Source organism: Bacteroides sp. AM41-16 (genome assembly GCF_003603495.1).
In the GTDB taxonomy this organism is placed as follows: Bacteria; Bacteroidota; Bacteroidia; order Bacteroidales; family Bacteroidaceae; genus Bacteroides; species Bacteroides uniformis.
In genome coordinates this window covers 44,412-57,139 of sequence record NZ_QTNE01000023.1, presented here as the reverse complement: position 1 = coordinate 57,139, position 12,728 = coordinate 44,412, and the positions used below count along the sequence as shown (strand labels likewise).

Here is a 12,728-nt window from a genome sequence, read left to right as displayed (position 1 = left end):
ATAAAACAACAGACAATGAAAATACACTTACTGAAAAAGTATCTTTTTTATCATTAATCCTAAAAAAAAGAGTTACCCCGAAAACAAGTTGATATATCATTTTGCTCAATATTACTAACGAAGCAAATAATTATTTCCACCTGATTCAAGAAAAACACCTATAATACAGATAGTAAATAACAAAATGATATATCAACTTATTTTCGAGGCAACCCTTTTCTTACTATATTATTACTATTCTTTACTTCTTCAGTTCATTCGAGAAAGAATAAGGATAATCTTCCGGCTGCGTACCTCTCTTCATATTAGGCTGGCTGCCCATATCAAACCTCAAGGTACCGCCATTCAGCAAATCGCCATGCGTCAGATAATTCCTGGAATAATCCACGCCGTTCACCTTGAGAGACTCGATATACATGTTCTCCGGTGAGTTATCCGGAGCGTCAATTGTCAGGGACTTACCGTTCTCGAAATGGAGGGTAGCCTTACGGAACAGAGGGGCGCCCAATACATACTCGTCCGTACCAGGGCAAACCGGATAGAAACCAAGTGCAGAGAAGACATACCACGCGGAAGTCTGACCGTTGTCCTCGTCACCGCAATAACCGTCGGGACCGGCAGTATACATGCGGTTCATTACCTGACGAAGCCAATATTGGGCCTTCCAAGGTTCCCCGGCGTAGTTATAAAGGTAAATCATGTGCTGGATGGGCTGGTTGCCATGGGCATAGTTACCCATATTCATCACTGTCATCTCACGGATTTCATGGATTACCTGGCCGTAGTAGCTGTCATCGAACAAGGGCGGGACAATAAATACAGAGTCAAGCATCTCTACGAAAGACTCTTTTCCACCCATCAGGTCTATCAGACCTTGAGGGTCGTGGAATACAGACCAGGAATAGTGCCAGCTGTTACCTTCAGTAAAGGCGTCACCCCACTTCAAAGGAGAGAAAGGAGACTGGAACTGGCCGTCTTGATTACGACCACGCATCAGCTTGCTTTCCTTATCAAATACATTCCTATAGTTCATGGCACGTTCCGCAAAGAGTTTCTGCTCCTTCTTCGGACGGTTCAGTTCTTTTGCCATGCGGTAGATGCACCAGTCATTATAAGCATACTCCAAAGTACGGGCAGTGTTCTCGTTGATTTTCACATCGTAGGGAACATAACCAAGCTTGTTGTAATACTCATAGCCGAGGCGACCCGTAGAAGAGACCTCGGGATGGACATTCTTTGTACCGTTGATGAGACCTTCGTACAACGTCTGCACATCCTCCACCTTCACACCTTTCAGATAGGCATCTGCCAGTACGGAAGCAGAGTTGTTGCCAATCATACAGCCACGGTGACCCGGACTTGCCCATTCGGGGAAGAAACCGCTTTCCTTATAGGTGTTGACAAGACCTTCCTGAATCTGCCTGTTCACCGACGGATACATCAGGTTGAGGAATGGGAAAAGACAGCGGAAAGTGTCCCAGAAACCGGTATCCGTATACATATAGCCGGGCAACACTTGCCCATTGTAGGGACTGTAATGAATCGGATTTCCCGCCTCATCCAGTTCATAGAATGCACGCGGGAACAACAAGGAACGATACAAACATGAGTAGAAAGTACGGTACTGGTCAAGGGTTCCGCCTTCCACATCAATACGGCCCAGCACCTTGTTCCAGGCATCCTGGCCTTTCTGAACCAATGTTTCCAAATTGTCATTGCCAAGCTCCTTCAAGTTACGGTCAGCCTGCTCAAAACCGATGAAAGAGGAGGCTACACGGGCATGTACCACTTCACCCTTGCGGGTTTTGAAACCGATAACAGCACCGGCATGTCCGGCTTCCTGCTCAACCTTATTCTCGCTCAAGACGCCATCGGCTACAGAAGCCTTATAAGTAAAAGGCTTGTCGAACTCTATCACGAAATAGTTCTTGAAGTTCTCGGGAACACCGCCGCTGTTACGGGTAGTATAACCGATAATACGATTCTGTTCCGGAAGTATCTTCACATAAGAGCCCTTGTCAAAGGCATCGACAACAATGTATGAATGATCATTTTCAGGGAAAGTGAAACGAAACAATACGGCACGGTCGGTAGGGGTGAACTCGGTAACCACATCGTGTTCGGCAAGATACACCTTATAATAATGAGGAAGTGCCACTTCGCCCTTGTGGGAGAACCAGCTTGCACGCTTCTCCTCATCAAACTCGGGCGTGCCAACCACCGGCATGATGGAGAACTGCCCGTAGTCGTTAATCCAAGGACTGGGCTGGTGTGTCTGCTTGAAACCACGGATCTTGTTCGCGGTATAGACGTATTGCCAGCCGTCACCCATCTTACCTGTCTGAGGAGTCCAGAAGTTCATACCCCAGGGACGTGCGATCGCAGGATAGGTATTACCGGTGGAAAGCTCGAAAGTAGACTGCGTGCCGACAAGAGGACTGACATACCGGGTAAAGTCCTTGGCATGCAACCACAAGGAAGTGCTCACAAAAAGAAACAATAGGATTAATTTTCGCATAATATTAGAAAGTTGTTAGTATTAAATAAATTCTTCTCGTCATATCTCGAATTTGTGCGGCCTTCCTACTTCATTGAGGAGAGGAAAACACTGTTCCCCACAATTTTATACTCCAATGGAATGGTATTCTTTATCAGATTCAGCACAGCCCCCACACTCTCTTTTTTCTTCAGTGTACCCGAGTAGGTCTTGCTTACATCTATGTTCGGTGCCAGAATTACCCTCACCCCATACGAATTCTCCAATGTACGCGCAATGGTGTATAGGTCAGCCTTCTCAAAGACAAACTCATTATTGTGCCAGTTTTCGATTCCCGTATCCACCTGCTTCACCACCAGACGCCTAGTCATTCCGTTCAGCTCGGCTTTCTGTCCGGGGGCAAGGATAATCATACCCTCGCCATGATTACCTTTCACCTCTACTTCGCCTTTCAAAAGGGTAGCTACTGCAGACATCTTAGCCTTGTCAGACTTGAGGTTGAAAACAGTTCCCAATACTCTGACCTGCATGGCCTCACTCTGTACGACAAACGGTTTTTCCGGATTCCTCATCACCTCAAAATATCCTTCTCCTTCCAGATAAACCTTTCTTCCCTTCCCTGCAAACTCATGTGGATATTTCAGGGTAGTGTTTTTATTCAGCCAGACTTTGGTTCCATCCGGCAGTTTCAGTTCCTTAATCTTATCATGAGTGGTGACAGCCAGTAATGTTTCCGGCTGGCTATAAGTCTGATAAAAAAGATAGCCGAAAGTACCCAAAAGGAAGAAGCCCACAAATACGGCCGCATACCGCATCCACCCAACCATCCTCCGTACCTTGTATTGTTTCGTCTTCTCTTGTTCCAGCCTTTTAAACAATCGCTTTTCGGCCTTTTCTATGTCTTGTGTATTCGAAGTATCCCCCAGTCTCCCCAAGTGGTAAATCTCCTCCAGCCTGAACAATTCGCGTGCATTCTCACCCGACTCTTCCAGCCAGGCGTTCACCTCACGAAGTTCATCTTCCGTACATTCACCCATAAGGAACTTGGCCAATATCTCCTCATTCAACTTATTCATTCTTTCCTTCATTATGATAATAAAACAACGCTGCTCGCAAAAACACTTACTTTCCCGATGAAAAACAGAGCCAACATCAGGTTCAGATACCCCAGTTTATCACGCAGCAACTTCAAAGCTTTGTACATGTGGGCCTCCACCGTACGCAATGACACTCCCATCGTATCAGCTATCTCCTTATTTTTCATATCATGCAGATAGCTGAGTTTGAATACCATCCGGCACTTGTCCGGCAATTCATTGATGGCATCGGACAGCTTCCTCCTAAGTTCGGTATCCTCTATCCGTTTCACCACATCATTGCTGTCAGGTTGATAGAACTCAACCCTCTTTTTATGGATTTCGAGCATGACAGCCTCATAGCCACTCACAATGTCCCGATGCTTCAGAACGTTCAAGGCACGGGTATACACCGCCCTATACAGAAAAGCCTGAATCTGCTCTCCCACCTTCATGGTATCTTTCCGCTTCCACAGCTCCACGAAAACATCCTGTACCACATCTTCCGCATCTTCTTCCCCCACAATGCGTGTGGCATAGAACAGCAGGTTGGTATAATACCTGCGGAAAAGGGATTTATATGTCAAGTCGAAATGTTCATTCATATGTTAGCCGGTTATCGGGGACTGTACCATGCCTGACCTGGCTTATCCCCCATTTCAAATTCGAAAACACTTCCATCCATTATCTGTTCATGCGTAATATAACTTTTGTCATAGTTCTTACCGTTGAGTTTGACAGATTGAATGTAGCAATTTTCCTTGCTCACCGCCGGCGCCAGTACCGTAAAGGTCTTTCCACCGGGCAGGTGCATCTTCATTTCCGGATATAGGGGGGTACCGATTTCATATTTTCCACCAACCGGGTCTACCGGATAAAAGCCCATCGCACTGAACACATACCAGGCGGACATCTGTCCGCAATCCTCGTTGCCGCACAAACCGGCAGGAGTGTTCTGGTAGAGTTCACGCATCACCCGGGCTGCATATTTCTGGGTTTTCCAAGGTTGATCCACAGCATTGAACAGATAGATGACGTGATGGCTAGGCTCATTTCCATGCGCATACTGGCCAATCATCCCGGTGCTGAAAATAGGCAACTCATCATCTGCAGAAGGATTGTAAGTAAACATACTGTCCAGCTTCTGGGCAAACCGTTCCTTACCTCCGGTCAAAACTATCAAACCGTCAATATCCTGCTGCACAGACCAGAAGTATTGCCAGCCGTTGCTCTCGCAGATGTGCGGAGTATAGTCGTCCGGCGAGAAGTTCCGGATAAACTCTCCCTTGTCATCACGGGGCTGCATGAAAGAACTTACCGGATTGTAGACATTCCGGTAATTACGGGAACGCTTATAAAACTCGTCCGCAACCTCCTTATCGCCCAGCTTCTCTGCCATACGGGCTATACAATAGTCATCATATGCATATTCCAGTGTTTTAGAAAGTGACCAGTTTTCCGAATTATACTGATCCGTCACATTATAAGGAACATAGCCATATTTCTTATATAACCCAATGCCACGATAGGAATCGATATTGGCAGTAGCTACACAAGCCTCCAAGGCCTTTTTCGCATCGAAGTCCCCAATACCTTTCAGATAGGCATCTACAATAACCGGTACAGAGTGGTAACCTATCATCATATCTGTCTCGCCCCCCTGAAAATTCCATACGGGAAGGCGGCCGTTCTGTTCGAAGAAGGCGAGGAAGGACTTCACCATATCATTCACCCGTTCCGGCTCAATAAAAGTATAGAGAGGATGAGCCGCACGGTAAGTGTCCCACAAGGAGAAAGTACTGTAATTTGTCCAGCCCTCTACCCGGTGCACTTGCTTGTCGGGACCGTAATAGGCGCCGTCCACATCACTGTAAATGGTAGGAGCAATCATCGAATGATATAAAGCTGTATAGAACTTGACTTTCTCATCGCGGTCATCGCATTTTATTTCTATCCGGGACAATTGTTCGTTCCAATCATCCTGCACAGCAGCCAGGTATTTGTCGAAATCATCATCAGGTACTTCTGCTGCCAGATTACGTGCCGCCCCTTCCATACTTACACCGGAGATGGCAGTACTGACAAGAATCTGTTCTCCTTCCTTAGTCTGAAAGTCGAATCGTGCAATGACAGATGTCCCTATCCGCTTGCCTTCTTTCTCTATGGCAGCTGTATCGAGCTGCATCGCAGCAAACGGTTTGGAGAAACGTGTACGGAAGTAGAGGCGCTGGTCGCGTGCCCAACCGTCAGAGTAACGGTAACCTTGCACCGTTACCGAATCGATGGCTTCTATGTGAGAATCATTGGTAAAATCCCAATTCATGGCTTTCCGCAAATTCAGGAAAACGGCAGCATCGGCTTTTGGGAAAGTATACCGCTGAATGCCACAACGCTCGGTGGCCGTCAACTCTACATTTATATTATAATCTTTCAGACGCACCTGATAATATCCAGCGCTTGCCGACTCTTCCGAATGAGAGAACAAAGAGTGAATGCCGAGCGGAGCTTCCGCCTCCTTATAAGGCAATGTCACCGGCATAAAAGAGATGTCATACAAGTCACCAGCGCCGGTTCCGGAGAGATGGGTATGGCTGAAGCCTGCAATGGTACTGTCCGGATAAAAATATCCGGAAATACGGTCCCAGCCCGGCAGTCCGTTGTCAGGACTGAGCTGCACCATGCCAAACGGCGCCTGGGCACCCGGATAGGTGTTTCCTGTAAAATCTGTACCGATAAAGGGATTCACAAACTCTGTATAAGACACACTCTTCACATCCGACACCTGCGAGGTACATGCCAGAAAGGATGAAAAGACCACAAACAAACAACAAGATTTTATCAAATTCATAACATTATAGGGTTAACGTGTATAGTATAACAACCTAACCGGATAAAACACTTACACATCTTGTCACTTTTCTACAGAATTCATGCAAACAAAAGTAATACAAAATTCCGATTAATCCTCTTTTTTATTTTGTAAAAATATACTTTACACTATCTTTGTCACAAAAAGTCACAATGAATTACACGACCTATCTTTTCGACTTTGATTATACGCTTGCTGATTCTTCCCGCGGAATCGTCACTTGTTTCCGCAACGTACTGACCCGTCACGGATATACAGAGGTGACGGATGACGACATCAAACGTACTATCGGCAAGACTCTGGAAGACTCTTTTTCCATCCTCACCGGCGTGACAGATGCCGGACAACTGGCAGGATTCAAGGCAGAATACCGAAAAGAAGCCGATACGCATATGACTGTCAACACGGTGCTTTTCCTGGAAACCAAGTCCGTACTGACTGCACTGAAGGACTCCGGCGCCCGCATCGGAATCATCTCGACCAAATACCGATTCCGCATCAAGGAACTCCTCAACCAGCATTTTCCTGAAGATTTTATGGACATCATCGTGGGTGGTGAAGACGTGAAAGCCGCCAAGCCATCTCCCGAAGGGCTACTCCTTGCCATTAAGCGGCTACATGTCAGCAAAGCCGAGACCCTCTATATAGGCGACAGCACGGTAGATGCGGAAACAGCCCAAGCGGCCGGAGTAGACTTTGCTGGAGTCACCCACGGAGTAACCACTGCCAAAGAATTGGAGAAGTACCCACACCGGAAAATAATGAACACCTTGGAAGAACTGCTGGCAGTTCAGGAGGAGCATCCTTCCATATTCAAGATTGAAAATCCCATCCGGCCGGAAAATGCGCATGCCACTTCTCCCCGGAAACAGAAAAGGATAAGCGTCTGGCAAATCCTCCTTCTAGTGACACTCTTCTGGCTGGCTATTGAAGAGCTGGACATGACCGACGACAGCAACTTCTTCCCGGTTGTTTTCATACTGACATTGTGGGGTATCCTCCAAAAAAGAAGGATACTACCCAACAAAGCAAAAACTTTCATCGACTCATGGTGGCACCCCTGCGCAGTACGCTTACGCGCATTTCACATCAAGCTGATACAAGGGAGAAAAACTCCTCCCGCTGGCAACGAAACCTGCACCTGCCTGAATTGCGGCACCACCTATACCGGCAACTACTGTAACCGTTGCGGACAAAGCCGTAACACTCCACGCTATCGGTTGAGTAACGCGCTTAAAAACATTGCCGGAGGCTTCTTCAATATAGATAATGGCTTTGGACGTACCCTTCTGGAACTCCTCTACCGTCCGGGGTACATGATTAGAGACTTCATCGGTGGTAAGCGTGTAGAGTATTTTCGCCCGTTCCAGACACTCTTCATTCTTGCAGCCCTTTATATCATGGCTGTGCAACTGGTAGACCCGGAAGCCCTAAGCAAAAAAGAAAAGACGGAAAAGACAGAGCAGACAGACAAAGAAGAAATCATTGCCGCTAAAGAGAAGCTTACCAAAAAGATGGAGAAAACCTATAGCAAAGAGGAAAAGCGAGCCCTCGCCATCACTATAAAAAGCCTGGAGAAAAGCTTGAACAAACTGGAAGAGAAGAACGACTCCACTTCTGCCACACAGGTGTCCGAACAGAACAGCGATGATGGCGACCTCATCGATGAATTTGTAAACGACACCTCGGAAGTGGGAGACAGACTGGAAAAAGTCTTACAGAACTCTCCTTTCCTAATGAAAGTATGGAATCTGATGAAGAGCTGGGGACACGGAAACAAGGCATTCCGCATCATTGCCACACTGCCTTTGTTTGCACTTGCCACCCAACTTGCCTTCCGACGCCGGAAATATAAGTTAAACTACAATACCACGGAGCATGTGTTCATACAAGCCTACATAGCTTGCCAGATACTCCTGCTGAGCATCATCGTGCTGCCTTTCAACGGGTACGCAAAGGTAGACGATTTGTATGAGCTGCCTTTATGGCTTATTTTCGTCCTATTCTGTTGGGATTACAAACAATTGTACCGCTGCACCTGGTGGAGAAGCTTTTGGCGCACTATCCTCATGCTGACTTACAGTCTTGTGCTACTCGTCATATTCGCGTGTCTTGTAATGGCGCTGATGCTGGCCGGTATCTATGTTCTGAAATTCATTTTGTAACAGAAACCATCCCTACACGGACTGTTTCTCCTTGATGAAACAGTTTTTCTCCAATAATCTAAAAGTACAATCTGCATTAAAAGAACAAAAAAGCAAAAGAACATTTGTCCATTTAGAATAAAAAGAGTACTTTTGTGCCCGATTATTCCGCACCGGGTTCGACCAAGTGCTTTCTAAGTGATTAGAGACCACCCGACGGAGCTAACTTATACATTATATATAAGAAATGTACGCAATTGTAGAAATCAACGGTCAGCAATTCAAAGCAGAAGCTGGCAAAAAGCTGTTTGTACACCACATCCAGAATGCAGAAAACGGTGCAACAGTAGAGTTTGACAAGGTTCTTTTGGTAGACAAAGACGGCAACATCACCGTAGGTGCTCCCACAGTAGAGGGTGCAAAGGTTGTTTGCCAGGTCGTATCAAACATGGTAAAAGGCGATAAAGTTCTTGTTTTCCACAAGAAAAGAAGAAAAGGTTATCGTAAGTTGAACGGTCACCGTCAACAATTCACAGAGTTAACAATTACAGAAGTAGTAGCTTAATCAATTAAAACAGTAAGAAGAAATGGCACATAAAAAAGGTGTCGGTAGTTCTAAGAACGGCCGCGAATCACAGAGCAAGAGATTAGGCGTTAAGATATTTGGTGGCGAAGCTTGCAAAGCAGGTAACATCATCGTTCGTCAAAGAGGTACTGAATTCCACCCGGGTAATAACATCGGTATGGGAAAAGACCACACTCTTTTCGCTTTAGTAGACGGAACTGTACAATTCAAAGTGGGCAAGGAAGACAGACGTTCAGTTTCTGTTATCCCTGCAGAAAATGCAGAAGCATAAGTTTCCGAACAAGAAATAAGGAAAAGGGATGCAATCCGAATAGGTTGCATCCCTTTCTTTTATGTCAAAAGCAACACTTTATTTGTTTTTTCCATATCTTTGCACTCAAAAAACCGAATAACATAAAAACAAGTATAAGATATGCTTACCATCAAACAAATTACAGAAAACACCGACGCGGTTCTCCGCGGACTGGAAAAGAAGCACTTCAAGAATGCAAAAGAAACCATTGCACAAGTGCTGGACTTCAATGACAAAAGAAAAGCCAATCAAACCATCCTAGATAAAAACCTGGCAGAAGCCAACTCACTCTCCAAATCCATCGGACAACTGATGAAGGAGGGCAAGAAAGAAGAAGCAGAAGCCGCCAAAAGCCGCGTGGCCGAGCTGAAAGAAGTCAACAAGGACTTGCAAGCCAATATGGACCAGGCTGCCAACGATTTGCAGACTTTGCTTTATACCATCCCCAACGTTCCCTACGACAGCGTGCCTGAAGGCGTAGGTGCCGACGACAATGTAGTAGAGAAAATAGGTGGTATGGAAACCGAGCTGCCCAAAGACGCCCTGCCCCACTGGGAACTGGCCAAGAAATATGACTTGATAGACTTTGACCTGGGTGTCAAGATTACCGGTGCCGGCTTCCCCGTATACAAAGGCAAAGGCGCACAACTGCAACGCGCACTCATCAACTTCTTCCTGGACGAAGCACGCAAATCCGGCTATACGGAAATAATGCCGCCCACAGTGGTGAACGCCGCTTCCGGCTACGGCACGGGACAGCTGCCTGACAAGGAAGGGCAAATGTATCATTGCGAAGTGGACGACCTCTACTTGATTCCTACCGCCGAAGTCCCCGTAACCAACATCTACCGTGATGTGATTCTGGACGAAAAGCAGTTGCCCATCAAGAACTGTGCATACACACAATGTTTCCGCCGTGAAGCCGGTTCATACGGGAAAGACGTACGTGGCTTGAACCGCCTGCACGAATTCTCCAAAGTGGAACTGGTACGCATCGACAAACCGGAACACAGCAAACAATCCCACCAGGAGATGTTGGACCACGTAGAAGGTTTGCTTCAAAAGCTGGAACTCCCCTACCGCATCCTGCGCCTTTGCGGTGGCGATATGAGCTTCACGGCTGCCCTCTGTTTTGACTTTGAGGTGTATTCCGAAGCACAGAAACGCTGGCTGGAAGTAAGTTCCGTCTCTAATTTTGACACTTATCAAGCCAACCGTCTGAAATGCCGCTACCGTACGGCAGAAAAGAAAACAGAGCTTTGCCATACGCTGAACGGTTCCGCACTCGCTCTGCCACGCATCGTTGCCGCCTTGCTGGAAAACAACCAGACTCCAGAAGGAATCCGCATACCAAAGGCATTGGTTCCGTATACGGGATTTGAAATAATAGACTAAGGCCATAATAGTCACGTGCAGCAATACGCCTTTGACACTTTCTTTCGGGCACGAATTACATGAATTTCACAGTTGCGGTTAGCAAAAAACGTGAAATCCATGTAATTCGTGCCCGGAGTTTTATCATGACAAGCTTCTCCTGCGCAACTACAAAGTATTCTTCAAAATACGTGCAAACACCTCCTCGCGGAAATTACGTGCCACCGGAACAGTATGCCTCCCAACTATAATCCGATTGCCATCTATCATCTCAATCTTTTCCAAATTTATCAGATATGATTTATGGACTTGCTGAAATACTCCACCAGGAAGAGCCTCTATCATACGCTTCATGGTAGAACGTACAAGCAGCTTTGTGCTTTCCGTATAAATACAGACGTAATTTTCCAGCCCCTCCACCACCAGAATATCCTTAAACAACACCTTATGCATCTGACGGTCTGAACGGACAAATATAAAATTATTAGCTTCATCCGGCCATTTCTCCTGCTGCAAAAGACCATGTACTTTATTCACCGCTTTCAGGAACCGGTCAAACGAAATCGGTTTCAACAGATAGTCCGTAACATCAAGTTCATAACCTTTCAATGCATACTGCTCATAAGCGGAAGTGATAATCACATGAGGCGGATGGGCAAGAGATGCCAAGAGTTCAAGCCCCGAAAGATAAGGCATTTCAATATCCAGAAACAACAAGTCCGGCTGCTCAGTCTGCAAAAGAGTGTTCAACTGCATAGTATCTTCACATACACCCATTAAAGAAAGGAAATCCACCTTTTCCACATAGCGTTGCAATCCTTCACATGCAGTAGGCTCGTCATCGGTTATTACACATTTTACCTGTTTCATCCTATAATTCTATCACAAGTTTTACTCTAAACAAAGTATCTCCTCTATTTATATCCAGCGTATGACGCTCCGGATATAGCAGCTCCAGCCTGCGCCTCAGATTTTCTATGCCGATTCCATGTTTTCCTTTCTGGTGCACTAATGGTTCCGGTATAGAATTTTCAATACTAAAACACAACTTGCCTTCTTTCAGACACATATCCATAGCTATAAAATAGTTCCCTCCCACATATTTGAAAGCATTCTCCACCAACGGTACAAACAACAATGGATAAATCTCAACCTGCGCCTCCATTTCATCGAAATGCACCTGCAACTGCAGCCGCTTCGTAGCACGAAGTTTACATAGGCTGATGTATTGTTTCAGATATTCCACTTCCACACGGACTTGCACTTTCTCCCCATCATTGTATAATTGGTAACGAAGCAAATCGGACAATTGCTCAAGAGTATGCCGCGGAGCCTCATTATTCTCATCTATCTGAAAATAAACCGTATTGAGTACATTAAAAAGAAAGTGTGGATGATATTGCGCTTTAAGGAATTTCAGTTCTGTCTGGAGCTGGTCATTTTTTATCTTCTCCAACTGCAGGCGTTGAGCTTCATTTTCCTTCTGTATCATCTGATTACGCAAGAATATATAAAAGAAGCCGCCAAGCAACATACTGACTATGGCCGGAACAGGCGCATCGTATAAATCAAGACTTACCCCCATCAAAAAGCGGATGACCCACATCGTCAGAAGACACCAGACGGGAACCGTCAGGACAACTACCCCGTATTCCTGCCACCATACCAACTTCCGCTTCCGGCACAAACGAAGCCAATACTTCAATAGAAAAAAGATAGGATAAGACATGAAGAGTACCACAAGCATATCCTTCAGCATGAAATTCCACTCATTACTTTCCCAATAGTATTCATGTTTCGGAATATCATTCGCCACACGAATACACAGAAAAAGAATCACGGCAAATAATGCCGGCACCAGCCACTTGTTCCACAGTCTGCCCATAACAG

10 protein-coding genes are annotated in these 12,728 nt (G+C 45.9%); 4 read left to right on the top strand and 6 right to left on the bottom strand.

The features are described 5' to 3' along the window. Positions 1-241: 241 nt before the first annotated feature. The 4 genes from DW896_RS17830 to DW896_RS17815 form a co-directional block, all read right to left on the bottom strand. Complete coding sequence (locus DW896_RS17830) at positions 242-2,518, bottom strand: GH92 family glycosyl hydrolase (protein ID WP_009037050.1); 2,277 nt, start codon at positions 2,516-2,518, stop codon at positions 242-244. Between the two features lie 65 nt (positions 2,519-2,583). Continuing rightward, positions 2,584-3,573, bottom strand: a complete 990-nt coding sequence (locus DW896_RS17825) for a FecR family protein (protein ID WP_165852978.1) — start codon at positions 3,571-3,573, stop codon at positions 2,584-2,586. A gap of 11 nt (positions 3,574-3,584) precedes the next feature. Further along, on the bottom strand, positions 3,585-4,178 hold the full coding sequence (locus tag DW896_RS17820) for an RNA polymerase sigma-70 factor (RefSeq protein WP_119993599.1): 594 nt from the start codon (positions 4,176-4,178) through the stop codon (positions 3,585-3,587). Between the two features lie 11 nt (positions 4,179-4,189). Further along, the gene (locus tag DW896_RS17815) at positions 4,190-6,421 is read right to left on the bottom strand and encodes a GH92 family glycosyl hydrolase (RefSeq protein WP_119993597.1); all 2,232 of its coding nucleotides are present in this window, start codon (positions 6,419-6,421) and stop codon (positions 4,190-4,192) included. A 173-nt stretch (positions 6,422-6,594) separates the two neighbouring features. Between DW896_RS17815 and DW896_RS17810 the strand changes: the two genes are divergently transcribed. From DW896_RS17810 to serS, 4 genes are all read left to right on the top strand, one after another. Beyond that, on the top strand, positions 6,595-8,607 hold the full coding sequence (locus DW896_RS17810) for an HAD-IA family hydrolase (RefSeq protein WP_119993595.1): 2,013 nt from the start codon (positions 6,595-6,597) through the stop codon (positions 8,605-8,607). A gap of 226 nt (positions 8,608-8,833) precedes the next feature. Beyond that, complete coding sequence (rplU, locus tag DW896_RS17800) at positions 8,834-9,151, top strand: 50S ribosomal protein L21 (RefSeq protein ID WP_005828892.1); 318 nt, start codon at positions 8,834-8,836, stop codon at positions 9,149-9,151. A 22-nt stretch (positions 9,152-9,173) separates the two neighbouring features. After that, positions 9,174-9,443 (top strand): 50S ribosomal protein L27, encoded by a 270-nt coding sequence (gene rpmA, locus DW896_RS17795; RefSeq protein ID WP_005828893.1) that lies wholly within the window; start codon positions 9,174-9,176, stop codon positions 9,441-9,443. 141 nt (positions 9,444-9,584) lie between these two features. Then, positions 9,585-10,859 carry a serine--tRNA ligase gene (gene serS, locus DW896_RS17790; protein WP_005828896.1) on the top strand — a complete coding sequence of 425 codons (1,275 nt, stop codon included), beginning with the start codon at positions 9,585-9,587 and terminating at the stop codon, positions 10,857-10,859. A gap of 147 nt (positions 10,860-11,006) precedes the next feature. Here the strand turns inward: serS and DW896_RS17785 are convergent, their stop codons facing one another. Together DW896_RS17785 and DW896_RS17780 are read right to left on the bottom strand one after the other, a co-directional pair. Beyond that, the gene (locus DW896_RS17785) at positions 11,007-11,708 is read right to left on the bottom strand and encodes a LytTR family DNA-binding domain-containing protein (protein ID WP_005828898.1); all 702 of its coding nucleotides are present in this window, start codon (positions 11,706-11,708) and stop codon (positions 11,007-11,009) included. A gap of 1 nt (position 11,709) precedes the next feature. Then, positions 11,710-12,723 (bottom strand): sensor histidine kinase, encoded by a 1,014-nt coding sequence (locus tag DW896_RS17780; protein ID WP_119993593.1) that lies wholly within the window; start codon positions 12,721-12,723, stop codon positions 11,710-11,712. Positions 12,724-12,728: the final 5 nt, after the last annotated feature.